Genomic DNA, 17,784 nt, shown 5'->3' with positions numbered 1-17,784 from the left:
GGTCCGCCGAAGCGGGCCGCCCCTTTCGCGGTACGTCAGATCCGGTTGCCGCTGGCGGCGTTGAAGACGTGGATCCGGCCGGTGTGCGGCTTGACGAACACGGTGTCACCCATGTTCGGCATGGCCCGACGGTCGGTACGGACGACGAACCGCTCGTTCGCGCCCTCCAGCGCGGCGTGGCCGTAGATGTTGGCGTCCGAGCCGAGGTCCTCGACCAGCTCGACGACGACCGGCATGCCGCCCTCGGTCGGGCTGACCAGCTCGCAGTCCTCCGGGCGGAAGCCCACGGTGACCTTGCCGTTGCCGCCCTCGGCGCGGGCCGCCTCGACCTGCTCGCGGGTGAGCGGGATGCTCATCTCGGCGAAGGTCGCGCCGTGCTCGCCCAGCGGAACGGTCTTGATGTTCATCGCCGGGGAGCCCATGAAACCGGCGACGAAGACGTTCGCCGGGGTGTCGTAGAGCGCCCGGGGGGTGTCCACCTGCTGGAGGACACCGTCGAGCATGACGGCCACCCGGTGGCCCATGGTCATCGCCTCGACCTGGTCGTGGGTGACGTAGACGGTGGTGACACCGAGCTTCGCCTGGAGCGACGCGATCTGGGTACGGGTCTGCACCCGGAGCTTGGCGTCGAGGTTCGACAGCGGCTCGTCCATGAGGAAGACCTGGGGCTCGCGGACGATGGCCCGGCCCATCGCGACCCGCTGGCGCTGGCCACCGGAGAGCGCCTTCGGCTTGCGGCTGAGGTACTCCTCGAGCTGGAGCAGCGCGGCCGCCTCCTTGACCCGCCGGTCGATCTCCGACTTGGGGGTCTTGCGGAGCTTGAGCGCGAACGCCATGTTCTCGTACACCGACATGTGCGGGTAGAGGGCGTAGTTCTGGAAGACCATCGCGATGTCGCGGGCCTTCGGGGGCAGGTGGGTGACGTCGCGCTGGTCGATGTAGATCGAGCCCTCGTCGACGTCCTCCAGGCCGGCGAGCATCCGCAGGCTGGTGGACTTGCCGCAACCGGAGGGGCCGACCAGGACGAGGAACTCCCCGTCGCCGATCTCCAGGTCGAGCTGGTTGACGGCGGGCCGCTCGGTGCCCGCGTAGATGCGGGACGCCTTGGCGTAGGTGACCGTGGCCATGGTGAAGCGCTTCCTTTCACCGGCAGGAACGTGCCGGACGATCCGAGTGAAGGAGCGACCGGCGCGTGGCCGCGCCGGCCCGTCGGCCGAATTCCCGTCACCCGGGGGTCACCGGAATGTCGTCCGCGTCACTGCACCGTAAACGGGATTCTGCCCGCTGCCAAGACGGTGAGCACCGGGTGGGACCGACGACATTCGCATACCGGTCAGTAGGGCACGCACAACCATCAATCGCCGGGACGTTGACTGCGTTGCGTGCACTGTAGGATCACAACCCGACCAGAAGGACACCGCCGGATCACGTTTCCGGTGCTGAGGGGCCTGGTGAGGGAGGAAATCCGGACGCCAGTCGCTATGCTGACCACGGACGCCCGCGCCCCTGTAGCTCAGCTGGCCAGAGCACTCGCCTTGTAAGCGAGATGTCGCCGGTTCGATCCCGGCCGGGGGCTCACATTCCCGTCGGTTCCGGGTCCGTTCCGCCACGGCACGGACCCGGACGACGGGCGTCCGGATCCGACCGTCCTGTCCGTCAGGCGGCTCAGCGCGCGGCCGGCGGGACCCCCGTGGTGTGGGCCAGCAGCGCACCGGCGAGCGGATCCAGCACCGCGGGTGCCAGTGCGTGCCCCATGCCGGGGATGCGGACCAGCGTGGCCGACGGAATCAGTCCGGCCAGGTGGGACGCGTGCGGCGGCGGGTTGATCGGATCCTCCGGTGCCTCGACGACCAGGAACGGCACGCGTACGGCGGCCAGCTCCGCGCCCCGGTCCAGTCCGTCCTGACCGGCGCGGGCGTGCGCGGCGGGGTTGCGGTGGGTGCCGGTGTGGTCGATGCAGGCCATTTCGAGCTCCCGGAAGGCGGTCTCGTCGAAGGGGATCACGTCGCCGTTGAGGAGCCGCCAGTGCGCCACCCGCCAGTCGAGTTCCGCCTCCCGGTCCCGCTCGTCGGTGAAGTGTTCCCAGAGGCGCAGCAGGCGCGGGTCCGGGTCCGGCAGGGGCGGTGCGTCGTCGCCGCCGGCCAGCCCGGCACCGAGCGCGGTGGTGCAGAACGCGGTGGCCGACAGCAGCCGTCCGGGGTGGTCGAGGGCGAGGAGCTGCACCAGGACGCCCCCCATCGACATGCCCACGACGTGCGCCCGCTCCACGCCGGCCGCGTCGAGCACGGCGACGGCGTCGTCGGCCAGGTCGGCCACCTGGTACGGGTGCTCGTCGAACGCCCAGGTGGAGCGGCCGGTGTCGCGGTGGTCGTAGACGATCACCCGGTGCCGGGTGGCGAGCCGGTCGACCAGCGCGGGCGGCCAGGTGAGGCCGCTGGCGTTGGCGCCCATGACCAGGAGCAGGGGCGGTGCGTCGACCGGGCCGACCGCCCGCGCCCAGAGCCGGTACGGGGGTGTGGTGTCGACCGGAAAGTCCATGGTCGACATTCTTCCGCAGTCGAGTCCGCCGAAACCTCCTGGCCGGCGGGCTGCCCGCCGACCGGGGGTGCCCTCGTAGGCTGGCGGGCGTGAGCCGTGCCGTCGAGCAGTCCAACCGGGCGATGCTGCGTGCCCGGGACGCCATGGACCGCTCGTACGCCGAGCCGCTGGACATCCCGTCCCTGGCCCGGATCGCCCACGTCTCCGAGGCGCACTTCATCCGTACCTTCCGGGCGACCTTCGGCGAGACCCCGCACCGCTATCTCCAGCGTCGGCGGGTCGAACGGGCGATGTCCCTGCTGCTGGAGTCGGACCGCGACGTCACCGAGATCTGCCTCGCGGTCGGCTTCGGCAGTCTCGGCACGTTCAGCCGTACCTTCTCCGAGATCGTCGGCGAGTCGCCGACCGCGTTCCGGAAGCGGCGGAGCCCGGCCGGCGCCGTGCCGAGCTGCTTCACCAAGTCCTGGACCAGACCCAGCAGTTTCGGATAAGCAGCAGGTCAGGGCCGGGTCGTAGCGTGGTGGCATGACGATGAACGCGATCACCCGCTCCCAGGTCTACGTCCTCGACCAGGACGAGGCCCTCGACTTCTACGTCGGCAAGCTCGGCCTGGAGGTCAGCACCGACCAGGATCTCGGCTTCATGCGTTGGCTGACGGTCCGGGTTCCGGGCGACCCGGGCCGGGAGATCCTGCTGGAGAAGCCCGGCCCGCCGGCCCTGGACCCGGCCACCGCCGAGCAGGTGCGGGAGCTGCTGACCAAGGGCGCGCTGGGCGGTTACCTCTTCATGACCACCGACGACGCGCACCGGACGTACGCGGACCTGGTGGCCAAGGGCGTGGACGTCACCGACGAGCCGACCGACCGCCCCTACGGCATCGACTTCGGCATCCGTGACCCCTTCGGCAACCGCATCCGCGTGGGCCAGATGCACTGAAACCTCCCGCCCGCGTGGGGCGGAGGCCCTGGATCGCCCCGACCTCGGGACCGGCCCGACGGGTTAGGGTCGGCGGGCCGGAAGGGCCGGGCGGGAGGGGGAACGGTGGAGGTTGGCGGACTGACCGTCCGGGTGACCGGGGTGGTGGCGACGGTGGAGATCAGTAATCCGCGCCGCCGGAACGCGATGACCCCGGACATGTGGCGGCAGCTGCCACCGCTGCTCGACCGGCTGGAGGCGGACCGGGCCGTCCGCGTCCTGGTGCTCACCGGGGCGGGGGAGACCTTCTGCGCCGGGGCCGACCTGGGTGACCTGGACGAGCTGCTGGCGGCCGGGGACCAGAGCGTGGCGGTGGCCGCCGAGGAACGGCTGGCCGCGTTCGCCAAGCCGACCGTCGCCGCGGTTCGCGGTGCCTGCGTCGGCGGCGGCTGTCAGCTCGCCGTCGCCTGTGACCTGCGGATCGCCGCCGCCGACGCCCGGTTCGGCGTCCCGCCGGCCAAGCTGGGGGTGGTCTACCCGACGTCGACCACCCGCCGTCTGGCGGCGCTGGTCGGGCCGGCCACCGCGAAGTACCTGATCTTCACCGGCGAGCTGGTGGACGCCGACCGGGCCGCGCGGGTCGGCCTGGTCGACGAGGTGGTGCCCGTCGACCGGTTCACCGGCCGGATCGCCGAGCTGACCGGCACCGTCGCCGTCCGCTCCCAGCTCAGCGTCGTCGCCGCCAAGGAGATCGTGGACGGTCGGGCCGACGCCGGGCGGGCAGCCTGGTGGCACCGGCAGGTCCGGGCCAGCGGCGAGGCGCGGGAGGGGGTGGTGGCGTTCCACGAGCGCCGCCCGGCCCGCTTCACCTGGACGATCCCGCCGACCGGTTGATTTCCCCGCCCGGCGGTGTCGATTCCGCTCGCGCTCGTTCGTGTAGTGGGTGAGCGTCGGCACCGGGCCGGCGACGGTAGGCGAGGAGGCACCTCATGTAGCAGTACCTGCTCAGTGTGGTCCAGCCGGACGGCCCCGCACCGGAGGCCGAGGTGCCGGAGAAGATCATGCGGGACGTGGGCGCGGTCGACGCGGAGATGCGGGCGGCCGGAGTCTGGGTCTTCGCCGGCGGACTGCACCCACCGAGCACGGCGACCGTGGTCCGGGTCACCGACGGGGAACTGCTGACGACCGACGGCCCGTACGCCGAGGGCAAGGAACACCTCGGTGGCTTCACCAGTCGGCGATCGCCCGGACGGAGAACACCGTCGAGCGGGAACTGCTGCGCCGCCGCCGGCAGGAGCTGCTCGGCCGGGCAGGCGGGTGAACGGCGTGCCTGCTCGCTGCGGAGCAGGTCGGTCAGGCGACGGGCGGCGACGGTGACCGACCAGGGGCGGTGAGCCCCAGCCCGCCGACCAGCTCACCGGAGTCGGCCAGGCCCCAGTGGATCTCCTCCATCTGGGCGTGCAGGGCCGCGACCTCCTCGTGCGACATCGGTGGCGGCGCGGGCCGCGTCGAGCGGCCGGTCCACGCACCTGGCCATCTGCGCCACCAGTTCACCGTGCAGCAGCGGCCGGTTGACCTCACCGGCGACCTGGAGCGCCGGACCGGAGAGCGCCCGCCAGATGGCGGCCAGCCCCGCGCCGAGGCCGAGCAGTGCGACCGCCGTCCGGGTGACCGGGGAGCCGGCGGCGGCGGTGGCGCTCACCCCGACCACCACCAGCAGGATCACCAGCAGCGGTACGAGCACCGGGTAGCAGATTCCGCGCGCCGCCTGCACCACCAGCCGGCGGTCCCGGATGATCAGGTTGCGGGCGACGATCGCGTAGTGCTCCTCGTCGAGCAGGTCCCGCGGGTGCAGCCCGCCGGTGAGCACGCTGCGCCACAGTTCGCCCTGGTCGCGCAGCTCGTCGGCGAGGTCGCGCAGCTCCGCCTCGTGCGGGTCGCCCGCCGCCGCCGCGCGGACCGCGGTCGTCCAGCTCTCCAGGGAGTGGCGCACCACCGGGGCCGCGTACGGTGGCAGCACGCTGGCCAGCTCGTCCAGCCAGCGGCGCAGCTGGTCCTGCCGGCCGCCGAACCGTTGGGGCAGCTCCTCGGTGTTGCACCGGCGGACGGTGTCGGCGAGGGAGCGACCGAGGCGGTACCCGATCCCGACCCGGTGGTCGCGGGCCATCGCCCAGCGCAGCACGTCCACGTTCAGCTCGTCCAGGGCGACCAGCATCGCGCCGACGTCACCGGGGCGGTCGTGGCCGGCGTCGCGGATGTGCGCGTGGGCGGCGGCGGTCGACGGGCCGTCCCCGCCGTGCCGGGTCAGCGCGGCGATCTGGCGGAGCGCCACCTCCACCGCGTCGAGGTACATCCGCATCCGCTGCCGCCCCGACATCTCCGTCAGGTTGGACAGCTTGGCGCGGGGAGCGACCGGCCGGCCAGGAGGACCGTCGTCCAGGCTCGCGGTCCGCGCGTGGTGGTACGCGTCCGCCATCCACCAGCCGAGCCGCAGCGCGGTCACCACGCACGCCCGTTCGTCGGCGTCCGGGCCGTCCTCGCGTCCGGGCTCGTCGAGACGGGTGCCCGGCTCCGCCTGGAGCTGCTGGTGGCGTGAATGCACGGTGTCCCCCGCTGGCTTCCGATCCGCCGCCCAGTCTATTCGTATACCAGTGCTAATTTCGTGAAACGGTCATTCCCGCCGGGGTGGCTCCGCCATGCCCGGCCTCGCTCCCCGCGCCAGCAGGCCCCGGAGGCGGACCGACCGGACCGGTTCGGCGGCCCCGCCCTCGGCGCGCAGGACGTGGTTCGCGGCGATGATCCCGGTCGCCGCCGCCCGCTCCATCAACGCGCTCGGGAAGTCCGTACGGATCCCGTCGCCGGCCAGGTGGAGCCCGGCCGCGTCGGTGCGTACCCCGGGCCGGGTCGCGTGGCCGCCCGGCGCGAACACCGGGGCCCGCGCCTCCACCCGGGCCCGCAGCTCGCGCACGCGCAGCCCGGCGACCTCCGGCCAGAGCGTGGCCAGCTCGGCGCGCATCCGCTCGGCCAGCACCCCGGCGGCCACCCCGGGCTCGCAGGCGTACGCGTGCAGCTCCACCACCGAGCCCCCGGTGTGCTCCGCCCAGCGGCGGGAACCGTGCTCCAGTCGGTGGTAGAGGGTCACCGAGTCCAGGGTGGGTTGCCGGGAGACCCCGCTGAACACCGCCCGTCCGGCGGCCACGTCCCCGTCCAGCCAGTACCGCGCGACCGCGTACGGCGGACCGGGCCGACCGAACGCGGGCACCCGCGCCACCAGGCCCGGGGCGACCGCCGCGAGCCCGGGTGAGTTCCCGACCAGCACGGCGAGTGCCGGCGGGTCGACGGCCAGCACCACGTGTCCACCCCGGTACGCCGTCCCGCCGCCGGTCTCCACCCACCAGCCGTTTGCGTCCCGACCCAACGCGGTGGCCGGCACTCCGGTCAGCACCCGGCCGCCGTGCCGCCGGACGTGGTCGGCCAGCGGCGCCCACACCGCTGTCGCGTAGTCCTCGTCCGGGGCGTCGAACGCCAACCCCTCGCCGTTGCCGAGCAGATAGAAGTGGAACTGCGCGACCATCTCGGCGGCGGACATCTCCGCCTCGTGGTTGAAGAACGAGTGCGAGAAGACCTCGAAGAGCATCGCCCGTGCCCGGTCCGGCAGCCGCAGCGAGTCGAGCAGCTCCTCGGCGCTCCGGCCGTCCAGTTCGGCGTAGGTGCGCTCCGGGTCGTACGTCAGCAGCGGGAGGGCCGCCTCCCGGTCCATTCCGCGCAGGTCGCGCAGGCGCAGGCTCGGGCTGCGCAGCAGCAGCGCGAGCAGGTTCGCCGGCGGGGCGGGCGGGAGCCGGCCGAATTCCTCGGTCGGCCACCGGGCACTGAGGATCGGATAACCCGGGACCGCTTTGAGGAAGCCGAGTGCCGGGTCGACCCGACGCAGGATCGACCGCCAGTTGTAGTACTGCCGGAAGAACGCGTGGAAGCCGTGCTCGACGACCTGCCGGCTGCCGTCGGCGAGGGTCTCCGGCCACGCGCCCAGCCGTCCGCCCAGGGTGGATGCGGCCTCCAGCACGGTCACCCGTACGCCCCGCTCGGCGAGCACCACCGCCGCCGACATGCCGGCGATGCCACCGCCGACGACCACCACGTCGACCGGGTGCGGCACGCGGGCCGCGCCGCCCCCGCCCGGGTCGACCAGGTGTTCGCGTACGCCGATCAACCGGCCGACCCGCTGTGACAGCATCATATGTCCGAGTTTGCCGCAGATTGTCGCCTGCGGTGCCCTGGTGGGTGCGGGGCGCGCTGGCCGAGGTGGCCGCGCATCGCGGGTGCCGAGTGGTTGCAGGGGCACCCTGCACGCATCGCGTGTGCCGAGTGGTTGCAGGGGCACCCTGCACGACAAAAAGCGGTAGCAGGGGACCCCTGCTACCACCTCACACGGTGGGCAGGCACCGGCGCGGCCGATCCGAGTCGGGCCAGACGTACTCCAGGTCGGGCGGGACGTCCCCGAAGACCGGGCGGTAGTGGTCGGGATCCTTGCGCAGCAGGGACGACTGGTGGCTCCGGTGCAGGTCCGGCCGGCCCAGCCAGGGTGGCAGTTCACCGGCTGCGGCCAGTTCGGCCTGACCGCGTACTCCGGTGATGCCGCAGGCGGCGGCGAGATCGGCGGTGAGCGTGGTCGCGCAGGTGTCCGCCCGCCCCGGCGCGCACCACACCGCGCAGACGTCCAGCCCGTACCGGACCAGCGCCTCCTCGTAGCCGGCCCACATCCTCACCGCCGGGTGGTTACGCCAGCCGTAACCGGGCCAGGTCAGCCCGCGCAGCACCTGGATCGCCTCCACCCGCTGCTTGCCCAGCCGCCGCTGGTCCAGCGCCCGTGCGCTGGCCGCGAAGTCCGGGTACGGCAGGAAGGTCTGCACGACCCCGCTCTACCCGCCCCGGGCCGGCACATGCCTGCCCGCGGTCGTGCGGCCGGGCCGGCGGCCGGCGCAGGGAAGCACGTGGGCCGGCATGAGGATCATGCGGACACCAACGGTTCGCCGGGACTGGCTACCATGCCGCACATGGCGGAGCCCCTGCTCGACCGTGCGTGGCGGGCCAGCCGGCGGTTACGGGCCAACGCGGGCTCCCGCCCCCACTACGTGGTCTGCGGGCACGACCCGCTCGCCTACTGGGTGGTGCGGGCGCTGCTCGCCGGCGAGGTGTCCACCGGCCGGATCCGGGTCACCCTGATCGTGCCCGAGCGGCGCCGCTCCGACGGGCCCGACGGCCGGGACCTCCACGGCATCGACGTGGTGCTGGCCGACCGGCTCGACGAGGCGACGTTCCGCCGAGCCGGGCTGGCCGGCGCGGACGGGCTGGCCCTGCTGCACCAGGACGACGTGGGCAACATGCATGCCGCGCTCTGTGCCCAGGAGGTCGAGCCGAGGCTGCGCCTGGTGGTCCGGATGTTCAACACCGGCCTGGCCAACGGCGTACGGCAGATCTTCCCCGACTCGGCGGTCCTCTCCGACGCCACCATGGCCGCCCCGGCGTTCGTGGCCGCCGCGCTGGGCGAGGTCGCCCCCACCCACTTCCGGCATGCCGGCCGCACCCTCTACGTCGCCCGCCGTGACGACGTCCGCCCGGAGGACGTCGTCTGCGCGGTGGCCGACACCCGCGATCCACGCGAGGTGCGGGTGCTCCCCGCCGACGAGGCCGGCGCGGACGTGGTGCTCGCCGAGGCGACCGGCCGGTTGCCGGGCACCGAACTGGCCGCGCGGCGACTGGCGCGGGCCCGACGCGACCGGCGTCGCCGTCGGCCGGTGACGGTGCTGCTCCGCGCGGTGCGCAGCTTCGCCAGCCGGAAGATCGGCATCGCCGTGTTGGCGGTGCTCGCGCTGATCGGGGTGCTCGGCTGGCTCAACGGCCGGGCCGCCCACCTCGACGGGATCGACGCGCTCTACCTCACCCTGGTCACCACGCTCAGCGGGCAGGATCCGGACGTCAACAAGCCCTTCGCCGAGCAGGTCATGCAGGTGGTGCTCAGCGTCGCCGGGCTGGCGCTGATCCCGCTGATCACCGCCGTGGTGGTCGACGGCGTCGTCCGGGCCCGGCTGGCCCTGCACTCCGGGCGGATCCAGCCGGACCGCTCCGGGCACGTGGTCGTCGTCGGCCTCGGCAACGTCGGGACGAGGGTGATGGCCCAGTTGCACGACTTCGGCGTCGAGGTCGTGGTGATCGACAAGCACCCCGAGCCGCGCGGCGCGTCCCTGGCCCGCCGGCTCGGGGTCTCGCTGATCGTCGGCGACGCGGCCCTGGAGGAAACCCTCCGCGCGGCGTCGGTGGGCACCTGCCAGGCGCTGGTGGTGGTCTCCACCGACGACGGCACCAACCTCCAGGCCGCGCTGAACGCGCGCGCGCTCAACGACGACCTGCGCGTGGTGCTGCGCCTCTTCGACGGGGACTTCGCCGAACGCGTCCAACGGGCCTTCGGCATCGGTATCTCGCGCAGCGTGTCGTACCTGGCCGCGCCGGCCTTCACCGCCGCGTTGCTGGAGCGCGCGATGATCGCCACCATCCCGGTCGGCCGGCACGCGTTGCTGGTCACCGAGGTGTCCGTGGCCGCCGGATCGCCGCTGGACGGTCGCGCTCTCGAGGCGGTCGGCCGCCCCGGCGGCGTACGGCTGCTCGCGCACGCCCGCGCCGGCCAGCCGCGCTTCGAGTGGAACCCGGACTCCCGCATGGTGATCACGGCCGGGGACCGGATGACCGTGCTGGCCCGGCGCGCCGGACTGAACGCCCTGCTCCGCGAGGTCGCCGCCCCCGGTGGTCCAACCCCGGCTCGCGGTGCCGTCCCGTCCGCCCGGGGCTCCGTTCCGCCCGCTGTCCGTGGCGCTCCGGCCCCCGGCGACACCTCGACCCCAGCCGGCGGACCGCCCCCGTCCGACCGTCCGTCGAGGCCGTCGGGCACGGCACCGGAACCAGCCGCCCACGCCGGGCCGCCGGCCCCGGTGGCGTCGCCGTCCACCGGGCCGGACGAGTCTGTCGTGTCCTGACGGTCGTCCGGCTGCTGATCGTGGTGGCTGTCGGCACCTCCGGGGGCCATCGGCCGCCACGATCAACCTGTCGGCCCGGTCAACCAGACCGTTGGGAGGCGAGGTGGTGGCGGACGGCGTACCAGATCGTGCCGAGGGCGAGGACGCCGAAGCCGGCGAGCACGCTCGACAGTGGCAGGTTGACCGCGAGCAGCAGACAGCCGACCAGTCCCGCCACCGCCAGCGCCCGCACCGGCAACCACCGGCCCGGCTCCCGCTCCAACGTCAGGGCCGACGCGTTGGTGATCGCGTAGTAGACCAGCACGGTGCAGCTCGAGAAGCCGATCGCCCCGCGTACGTCACCGAGCAGCACCACGACGATCACCACGGCGGCGACGGCCAGTTCGGCGCGGTGCGGCACCTGGTACCGGGGGTGCACGGCGGCGAGGGCGCCGGGCAGGTCGCGGCGGCGGGCCATCGCCAGTGTCGTCCGGCCGACCCCGGCGACCAGGGAGAGCAGCACCCCGGTCACCGCGACGGTCGCCCCGGCGCGGACCACCCAGGCCAGGTCGGGCAGCCCGGCGGCGGTGACCACGTCGGCCAGGGGCGCGACGGACGAGGCCAGCGCGTCGGCCCCGAGCACGCCGACCGCGACCATGCCCAGGGCCAGGTAGATCGCCAGCACGATGCCGAGCGCCAGCGGCACCGCCCGGGGGATGGTCCGTTCCGGGTCGCGGACCTCCTCGCCGAGGGTGGCGATCCGGGCGTACCCGGCGAAGGCGAAGAAGAGCAGCCCGGCGGCGGTGAGCACGCCCCGGCCGGTGCCGTCGAGGTCACCGAGCCGGTCGACCGAGACCGAGCCGACGCCGGTCACCGCGACCAGGGCCAGCACCGCCAGCACCACGCCGACCAGGACCTTCGTCGCGGTCGCGGTCTTGCCGATGCCGCGCAGGTTCACGCCGGTCACCGCCACGACCGCGGCGACCGCGACGAGCCGCGCCTGCCCCGGCCAGAGGTACGCCCCGATGGTCAGCGCCATCGCCGCGCAGCTCGCCGTCTTGCCGACGACGAATCCCCAGCCGGCGAGGAAACCGGCGTACGGGCCGAGCCGTTCCCGTCCGTACACATAGGTGCCGCCGGACTCGGGGTAGCGGGCGGCCAGCCGGGCCGAGCTGGTCGCGTTGCAGAACGCGATGAACCCGGCCAGGGCCAGGGCGAGCAGCAGACCCGCGCCGCCAGCTGCCGACGCGGCCGGCGCGAAGACCACGAAGACACCCGCGCCGAGCATCGAACCCAGTCCGATGACCACCGCATCGGGTACGCCCAAGCGCCGCGCCAGCCGTTCCACGAGGGCGACTCTAGTACCGCGACGGCACCGGGGTCGGCCGCGTGCGGCCGGCGTCCGTCAGGAGTTCAGGAGCGAAGCGAACCGGACCGGCCCGCTGGGGCGTCACCCGTGCGGCCTGTCGGGCCGTCGTGCGGTCGGCCGCCGCCCCGCCGAACGGACGTCGGCGGGGCGACAGATCTGATCGGCTGGTCAGAAGGCGCGGGTGTTGTACTCCTTGCCGCTGGTGAGCCGCGTCCAGCCCTGCATCCGCACCTGGTCGCTGCTGCTCGTCGGCAGGGCGTCGGTGTAGTTGCGGCCCCCCGCCTGGATCTTGCGTCGGCCGAGGTTCGACTGCCAGGTCTTGCCGCCGTCGGTGGTCTGGTTGATCCAGATCTCGTCACCGCTCTGGGCGTTGATCAGGCGTGTCCAGGCATGCTGTACGCCGTTGATGTCACCGACCCGGAACTCGAGCGTACGGCCCTCCACCACGGCCGACTCGACAGTCCGCTTGTCGGTGGCGTTGGTGGGGTCCACCAGCTTCTGGGACATCGAGACAGACATACTTTCTCCTCCCGTAGCTGTGACTGAACACCGTTCCCCCGATGGCTTCCCCACCCGTGAACCCGTGACGTGGCGCCGGGTGACCTCGAAGGTGGCGCTCCAGCCGGTCGGCACACGTCTTCCCGGCGGGTGCGGGGTTCATTCGTCGGACTCGAGGGTGCCGGCACCCGATACCCGACGACGCTCGCAGGCGTCTACCCGGCGTGCGGGACGAACGGTCCGGCCCACTTGCGCAGCCGCCCCGGCAGCGGCAGGTCGTTCCAGGGCATCCGGTGCAGGATGCGGTCCAGAAGCAGCCCGAGCAGCAGACCGGCCACCGAGTCGGTCAGCCAGTGCCAGCCCAGGTAGGTCGTGGTGAACATGACCACCACCGGCGGAACCACCCGGACCACGGTCACCAGCCGGGGTGACATGCTCCGGCCGTAGCTGCGCAGCAGTGGGGCGAGCAGCAGCGCCAGGACGCCGTACCAGACGATGGCGTTGGCCACGTGCCCCGACGGGTACGACTGGGCGTACTTGAAAGGCAGGTCGTCCTGGAAGAGGGGGAGCGTCTGCTCGGGCGGCAGGCACGGCTCCTTGATGCTGGCACTCGGCGCGGGTCGTGCGGTCCACACCTTCGCCGGGCCGATGGTGACGTTCGTCAGCGCGAAGGCCACCACGGTGGGCAGGAGCGGACGCAGCGAGTGGAGCCGGACCGCCAGCAGGAGCCCGAGCCCCGCCGTGAGCAGGGTCAGCGGGGTGCCCTGCCCGAGGTAGTTGAAGACCACCGCGACGCCGTACGCCACCGGGGGCCGGTGCGCCTCGGCCCAGTCGGCCACCGCCCGGTCGACGCCGAAGAGGTGGCGGTTGGCGAGCGCCACGGTGATCGCCACCAGCCCGGCCAGCAGCAGCGCGTCGCACCACCAGCCGGCGGGGCGGACCGGCCGCAGCCGCGCGTCCCGTCGTACCGTCGTCGGCTCCCGCACGGCGACCACGCTACCGGCCGCCGACGACGCCGCTCGGGTGCGGCCCGGGTGCACGTCGCTGTCCGTCGGGTGGTTGCAGGGGACCCCTGCTCGTCAGAATGCGGTAGGAAGGGTCCCCTGCAACCACCCGACCACCGTGCGCACCCCGACCAACGGTGCGACGGGACGTCGATGGCTGTGTGCCCAGCCACGAAGGGAAGCGCCGTACGGGCGGAGACGGCATGCTTGTCCCGTGCGGATCACTTCGGCTCTCGTCGACCCGGCGTTGCTCGACCTGCCCTGGGCGACCCCGTTGGAGGAGTGGCCTGCCGAGCACCTGGTGGCCCTCCCACAGGGCATCTCCCGGCACATCGTCCGGTTCGTCCGGCTCGGCGGTTACGTCTACGCGGTCAAGGAGACCGGTGAGCGGGTCGCCGAGCGGGAGTACGACCTGCTCCGGGCGCTGGAACGGATCGACTTCCCGGCCGTGGAGGCGGTGGCGATCGTCGCCGACCGGCACGCCCCGGACGGGCAGCCGCTGGACCCGGTGCTGATCACCCGGCACCTCCAGTTCTCCCTGCCGTACCGGGCGCTCTTCTCGCACACCCTGCGTCCGGAGACCCTGGAACGGCTCCTCGACGCGCTCGCCGCGCTGATCGTCCGGATGCACCTGACCGGGTTCTTCTGGGGCGACTGCTCGCTGTCGAACACGCTGTTCCGCCGGGACGCCGGTGCGTTCGCCGCGTACCTGGTGGACGCCGAGACCGGGGCCCTGCACAGTTCCCTCTCCAACGGCCAGCGGGGCGAGGACCTGGAGATCGCCCGGGTGAACATCTTCGGAGAGGCGCTGGACCTCCAGGCGGCCGGCCTGCTGCACGAGTCGGTCGACCCGGAGATGGTCTGCGAGGAGGTCGTGCAGCGGTACGAGCGGCTCTGGCACGAGATCACCTACGAGCAGCAGGTCGAGCGGGACGCCCGCCACGACATCGAGCGGCGGATCCGGCGTCTCAACGAGATGGGCTTCGACGTGGCCGAGGTGGCGCTCTCCACGATCGACAACGGGCGTTACCTCGTTCGTCCGAAGGTCGTCGACGCCGGCTACCACACCCGGCGGCTGCTCCGGCTGACCGGCCTGGACGCGGAGGAGAACCAGGCCCGCAAGCTCCTCAACGACCTGGACGCGTACCGGGCGGAGAGCGACCTGACCGACGAGCAGCAGGCCGCGCACCGCTGGCTGACCGAGGTGTTCGAGCCGGTGGTCCGGGCGGTCCCCGCCCACCTGCGGCGCAAGCTGGAACCGCAGGAGCTGTTCACCCAGATCGTCGAGCACAAGTGGCTGCTCTCCGAGCGGGCCGGCCGGGACGTCGGCATGGGACCGGCGGTCCAGTCCTTCCTGAGCGACGTGCTGGTGCACCGCCCGGACGAGCAGGCCGTCCTCGGCGTCGACGTGGACGCCGTCTGACCTCCGGCCCGCCACCCGCCGCTCAGTCCAGCCACTCACCGCCGCGCATCACCCGGACCACGGCGAGGTCGTCGTCGAGGACCACCAGGTCGGCGCGGAGGCCGACCTGCAACGCACCGAGGCGGTCGCCGAGACCGAGCGCACGGGCCGGGGTGGTGGCGGTCATCCGGCAGGCGTCGGACATCTCGATCCCGGCGGCCACCGCGTGCCGCAGTGCGGCATCCATGGTGAGGGTGCTTCCGGCGATCGCGCCGTCCCGGGTCAGCCGGGCCACCCCGTCGGCCACGGTGACCGACTGGCCACCCAGCTCGTACTCGCCGTCGGTCATGCCGGCGGCGGCCATCGCGTCGGTGATCAGGGCGGTCCGCTCGGGGCCGGCGACCGTGGTGGCGAAGGCGAGCATCCCGTCGTGCAGGTGCACTCCGTCGGCGACCAGCTCGCAGACCACGTTCGGCGCGGAGAGCAGGGCCACCGCCGGTCCCGGCTCGCGGTGGTGCACCGGGCGCATCCCGTTGAACAGGTGGGTGCCGACGCTGGCTCCGGCGGTGACCGCCGCCCGGGTCTGGTCGTAGCTGGCGTCGGTGTGCCCGATCGCCGCGACCACCCGGTTGCCGGCGAGCAGTTTGATCGCCTCCAGCGCGCCGGTCCGCTCCGGGGCCAGGGTGACCATCCGGACCGCGCCCTCGCCGAGGCGGATCAACTCGCTGAGCTCCTCGGTGGACGGGTCCCGCAGGAACTCCGGGTTCTGCGCCCCGCACCGGGCCGTCGACAGGTACGGACCCTCGAAGTGGATGCCGGCGAGCACCCCCTCCCGCACCAGCGGGGCGAACGCCGTGGTGGCCTCCCGCATCAGCGCGAACGGGGAGCTGACCAGGCTGGCCAGCAGGGTGGTGGTGCCGTGCCGCAGGTGGAACGCGGCGGCCCGCCGGGCGGCCTGCGGGTCGCCGGTGGTGAAGGTGTGCCCGCCGCCGCCGTGGGTGTGCATGTCCACGAAGCCGGGGACGATCCAGTGCCCGTCGCGCACCGACGGATACTCGGCGACTGCCCGGATCTTGCCGTCACCGATCTCCACGCACCCCTGGCGGATCACACCGGTCGGGGTCACCACCTTGCCGGTCACCCGTTGGGTCATCACGTCTCCCGGGAGTCGAGGGCGAGCAGGGCCGCACCGAGACAGCCGGCCTCGTCGCCGAGTGTGGCGGCGACCAGGCGCGGCTCCCGGTGGAAGGTCATCCGTTCCCGCACTGCGGTACGCAGCGGGTCGAGCAGATGCCGACCGGCCCGGACCAGGCCGCCGCCGAGCACGATGGTCTCCACGTCGAAGAGCGCCTGACCGGTGGCGAGGCCGTCGGCGAGCGCCTCGACGGCACTGCTCCACACCTCGCGGGCCAGTTCCTCGCCGGCCACCGCCCGCTCGACCACCTCGGCGGCGGTGCTTCCCGGCACACCGGACAGTTCGGCGTAACGGCGGCCGATCGCGGCGGCCGAGGCCACCGCCTCCAGGCAGCCGGTCCCTCCGCAGCCGCAGCGCGGACCGTTGGGGCGTACCAGGATGTGGCCGATCTCCCCGGCGGCGCCGTGCGCGCCGACGGCGGCCGAGCCGTCGACCACGTGGGCGGCGGCGATGCCGGTGCCGACCGCGACGAAGAGGACGTGCCGCGTGCCGCGCCCGGCACCCAGCCGGGCCTCGGCCAGGCCCCCGGCGCGCACGTCGTGGCCGAGCGCCGTGGGCAGCCCGAGCCGTTTGGCCGCCAGCTTCCGCAGCGGTACGTCCCGGAAGCCCAGGTTCGCCGACCAGACCGCCACCCCGGTGGCCTCGTCGATCACGCCGGGTACGGCGACGCCGAGCGCCTGCGGGGTGAACCCACCGGCGCGGGCGGTGTCGGCGAGTCCCCCGGCGACGTCCAGGATGGTCCCCGCCACCGCGTCCGGACCCCGGTCGGCCCCGGTCGGGTGCCGTTCGGCGTGCACGACGGAGCCGTCCGGGCGGACCAGGGCGCACTTCATCCCGGTTCCGCCGACGTCGAGCGCGACGACCACCGGGTCGCCGGCCGGGCCGGCGACGGGCGGTTCTGCGGTCACGCGAGGACCACGGAACGGGACAGGTGCCGGGGAGCGTCGGGGTCGAGGCCCCGGCAGGTGGCGAGCGCGACCGCGAACCGCTGCGCCAGGATCAGGTCGGCCATCGGGTCCACCGGGTTGCGCCCGGCGGCCCACCGTCCGAGCACGGTGCGGCAACCGTTGGTACGGCTGTGCACGAAGGCCGCGCCGGTGGCGGCGACGTCCTCGGCGAGCCCGTCCGGGATGTCGCCGAAGGCCCAGACCAGCCGCCCGGGGGCGGCGATCGAGATCGGCCCGTGCCGGTAGTCCATCGCCGGGTATGCCTCGGCCCAGTAGGTGGCCGCCTCCCGGCACTTGAGCGCGGCCTCCTGGGCCAGGCCGACGGTCCAGCCCCGACCGAGGAAGGTGGCCTGCTCGACCCGGGCCGGGTCGAGCGGCAGCGGCGCGCGGACGGCCACCTCGGCGTCGGCGGCCAGCGCGGGGACGTTGTCGCCGAGGTGGGCGCGGAGCAGGGCCAGGGCGGTGGTGGCGAAGCGGGTCTGCACCACCGAACGCTCGTCGGCGAAGGGCAGCGTGACGGCGGCGTCGGCGAGGCGGGCCGCGGGGGAGTCCGGGTCGCCGACGATCACCGTGGTCGGCAGTTGGCCGCGCAGCGCGGCGAGCAGGTCGGTGACCTCGGTGGTGGTGCCGGAGCGGGTGATCGCCACGAGCCGGTCGTAACGGCGACCGAGGGGGAATTCGGAAGCCTGGAAGGCGTCGGTCTCGCCGAGCCCGGCGGCTTCGCGGCGGGCCGCGTACGCGCTGCTCATGAACCAGGAGGTCCCGCAGCCGACGACGGCCACCCGCTCGCCGGGGTGGGGAAGCCGATCAGTGACGGTCGGGGCCAGGTTCGCCGCTTCCCGCCAGCAGTCGGGCTGGCTGGCGATCTCCGCGTCCACGTACGCCATGAGAACTCCTCACAGGGGAGAC

Annotated in this window: 17 protein-coding genes and 1 tRNA gene; 7 read left to right on the top strand and 11 right to left on the bottom strand. The window is 73.4% G+C overall.

All coding sequences use genetic code 11. The annotated features are described in order from the left end of the window. Positions 1-35: 35 nt before the first annotated feature. On the bottom strand, positions 36-1,127 hold the full coding sequence (locus GA0074694_RS04175; protein ID WP_091452681.1) for an ABC transporter ATP-binding protein: 1,092 nt from the start codon (positions 1,125-1,127) through the stop codon (positions 36-38). Between the two features lie 375 nt (positions 1,128-1,502). On the opposite strand from GA0074694_RS04175, the gene GA0074694_RS04170 reads away from it, so the two are divergent. Continuing rightward, a tRNA-Thr gene (locus GA0074694_RS04170) sits at positions 1,503-1,576 on the top strand. Positions 1,577-1,665: 89 nt separating this feature from the next. On the opposite strand, the gene GA0074694_RS04165 is transcribed toward GA0074694_RS04170, so the two are convergent. Continuing rightward, positions 1,666-2,538, bottom strand: coding sequence for an alpha/beta fold hydrolase (locus tag GA0074694_RS04165; RefSeq protein ID WP_091458640.1), 873 nt, complete (start codon positions 2,536-2,538; stop codon positions 1,666-1,668). A gap of 89 nt (positions 2,539-2,627) precedes the next feature. On the opposite strand from GA0074694_RS04165, the gene GA0074694_RS04160 reads away from it, so the two are divergent. From GA0074694_RS04160 to GA0074694_RS04145, 4 genes are all read left to right on the top strand, one after another. Continuing rightward, on the top strand, positions 2,628-3,029 hold the full coding sequence (locus GA0074694_RS04160) for a helix-turn-helix domain-containing protein (protein WP_091452679.1): 402 nt from the start codon (positions 2,628-2,630) through the stop codon (positions 3,027-3,029). A 34-nt stretch (positions 3,030-3,063) separates the two neighbouring features. Beyond that, positions 3,064-3,474 carry a VOC family protein gene (locus GA0074694_RS04155; RefSeq protein ID WP_091452676.1) on the top strand — a complete coding sequence of 137 codons (411 nt, stop codon included), beginning with the start codon at positions 3,064-3,066 and terminating at the stop codon, positions 3,472-3,474. A 105-nt stretch (positions 3,475-3,579) separates the two neighbouring features. Beyond that, the gene (locus tag GA0074694_RS04150; protein WP_245714537.1) at positions 3,580-4,347 is read left to right on the top strand and encodes an enoyl-CoA hydratase/isomerase family protein; all 768 of its coding nucleotides are present in this window, start codon (positions 3,580-3,582) and stop codon (positions 4,345-4,347) included. Positions 4,348-4,463: 116 nt separating this feature from the next. Then, on the top strand, positions 4,464-4,847 hold the full coding sequence (locus tag GA0074694_RS04145; RefSeq protein ID WP_218105637.1) for a YciI family protein: 384 nt from the start codon (positions 4,464-4,466) through the stop codon (positions 4,845-4,847). Between the two features lie 20 nt (positions 4,848-4,867). Here the strand turns inward: GA0074694_RS04145 and GA0074694_RS04140 are convergent, their stop codons facing one another. The 3 genes from GA0074694_RS04140 to GA0074694_RS04130 form a co-directional block, all read right to left on the bottom strand. After that, a complete protein-coding gene (locus GA0074694_RS04140; protein ID WP_176737769.1) occupies positions 4,868-6,055 on the bottom strand; it encodes a hypothetical protein in 1,188 nt (395 codons plus the stop codon). 69 nt (positions 6,056-6,124) lie between these two features. Further along, a complete protein-coding gene (locus GA0074694_RS04135; RefSeq protein WP_091452674.1) occupies positions 6,125-7,690 on the bottom strand; it encodes an FAD-dependent oxidoreductase in 1,566 nt (521 codons plus the stop codon). Between the two features lie 187 nt (positions 7,691-7,877). Beyond that, complete coding sequence (locus GA0074694_RS04130; protein WP_091452671.1) at positions 7,878-8,363, bottom strand: MSMEG_6728 family protein; 486 nt, start codon at positions 8,361-8,363, stop codon at positions 7,878-7,880. A 135-nt stretch (positions 8,364-8,498) separates the two neighbouring features. Between GA0074694_RS04130 and GA0074694_RS04125 the strand changes: the two genes are divergently transcribed. Beyond that, positions 8,499-10,481, top strand: a complete 1,983-nt coding sequence (locus GA0074694_RS04125; RefSeq protein WP_176737768.1) for a potassium channel protein — start codon at positions 8,499-8,501, stop codon at positions 10,479-10,481. Between the two features lie 79 nt (positions 10,482-10,560). Here the strand turns inward: GA0074694_RS04125 and GA0074694_RS04120 are convergent, their stop codons facing one another. From GA0074694_RS04120 to GA0074694_RS04110, 3 genes are all read right to left on the bottom strand, one after another. Beyond that, positions 10,561-11,808, bottom strand: coding sequence for an APC family permease (locus GA0074694_RS04120; protein ID WP_091452668.1), 1,248 nt, complete (start codon positions 11,806-11,808; stop codon positions 10,561-10,563). Positions 11,809-11,997: 189 nt separating this feature from the next. After that, positions 11,998-12,348 (bottom strand): hypothetical protein, encoded by a 351-nt coding sequence (locus tag GA0074694_RS04115; protein ID WP_141713955.1) that lies wholly within the window; start codon positions 12,346-12,348, stop codon positions 11,998-12,000. Between the two features lie 194 nt (positions 12,349-12,542). Then, entirely contained in the window at positions 12,543-13,322 is a 780-nt protein-coding gene (locus GA0074694_RS04110; RefSeq protein WP_176737924.1) for a phosphatase PAP2 family protein, read from the bottom strand. Positions 13,323-13,545: 223 nt separating this feature from the next. On the opposite strand from GA0074694_RS04110, the gene GA0074694_RS04105 reads away from it, so the two are divergent. Beyond that, positions 13,546-14,754: a DUF4032 domain-containing protein gene (locus GA0074694_RS04105; RefSeq protein WP_091452661.1), complete on the top strand. Its 1,209-nt coding sequence runs from the start codon at positions 13,546-13,548 to the stop codon at positions 14,752-14,754. Between the two features lie 22 nt (positions 14,755-14,776). On the opposite strand, the gene nagA is transcribed toward GA0074694_RS04105, so the two are convergent. The 3 genes from nagA to GA0074694_RS04090 are packed head-to-tail and all read right to left on the bottom strand — an operon-like array spanning position 14,777 to position 17,762. Beyond that, the gene (nagA, locus tag GA0074694_RS04100) at positions 14,777-15,886 is read right to left on the bottom strand and encodes an N-acetylglucosamine-6-phosphate deacetylase (RefSeq protein WP_091452657.1); all 1,110 of its coding nucleotides are present in this window, start codon (positions 15,884-15,886) and stop codon (positions 14,777-14,779) included. Beyond that, positions 15,886-16,836: an ROK family protein gene (locus GA0074694_RS04095; protein ID WP_281189643.1), complete on the bottom strand. Its 951-nt coding sequence runs from the start codon at positions 16,834-16,836 to the stop codon at positions 15,886-15,888. Before GA0074694_RS04095 ends, nagA begins: the two co-directional genes overlap by 1 nt. After that, positions 16,833-17,762: an SIS domain-containing protein gene (locus tag GA0074694_RS04090; RefSeq protein ID WP_091452654.1), complete on the bottom strand. Its 930-nt coding sequence runs from the start codon at positions 17,760-17,762 to the stop codon at positions 16,833-16,835. The genes GA0074694_RS04095 and GA0074694_RS04090 overlap by 4 nt, the downstream gene beginning before the upstream one ends. Positions 17,763-17,784: the final 22 nt, after the last annotated feature.

The sequence above is a fragment of the Micromonospora inyonensis genome, from assembly GCF_900091415.1.
GTDB lineage: Bacteria > Actinomycetota > Actinomycetes > Mycobacteriales > Micromonosporaceae > Micromonospora > Micromonospora inyonensis.
This window is presented reverse-complemented; position numbering and strand designations above follow the sequence as displayed.

What these genes read in the sequence shown, in the direction of transcription:
- GA0074694_RS04175 (WP_091452681.1), bottom strand. Translation starts at nt 1,127, where the DNA reads ATGGCCACGGTCACCTACGCCAAGGCGTCCCGCATCTACGCGGGCACC.
- GA0074694_RS04165 (WP_091458640.1), bottom strand. Translation starts at nt 2,538, where the DNA reads ATGGACTTTCCGGTCGACACCACACCCCCGTACCGGCTCTGGGCGCGG.
- GA0074694_RS04155 (WP_091452676.1), top strand. Translation starts at nt 3,064, where the DNA reads ATGACGATGAACGCGATCACCCGCTCCCAGGTCTACGTCCTCGACCAG.
- GA0074694_RS04135 (WP_091452674.1), bottom strand. Translation starts at nt 7,690, where the DNA reads ATGATGCTGTCACAGCGGGTCGGCCGGTTGATCGGCGTACGCGAACAC.
- GA0074694_RS04125 (WP_176737768.1), top strand. Translation starts at nt 8,499, where the DNA reads ATGCCGCACATGGCGGAGCCCCTGCTCGACCGTGCGTGGCGGGCCAGC.
- GA0074694_RS04115 (WP_141713955.1), bottom strand. Translation starts at nt 12,348, where the DNA reads ATGTCTGTCTCGATGTCCCAGAAGCTGGTGGACCCCACCAACGCCACC.
- nagA (WP_091452657.1), bottom strand. Translation starts at nt 15,886, where the DNA reads ATGACCCAACGGGTGACCGGCAAGGTGGTGACCCCGACCGGTGTGATC.
- GA0074694_RS04090 (WP_091452654.1), bottom strand. Translation starts at nt 17,762, where the DNA reads ATGGCGTACGTGGACGCGGAGATCGCCAGCCAGCCCGACTGCTGGCGG.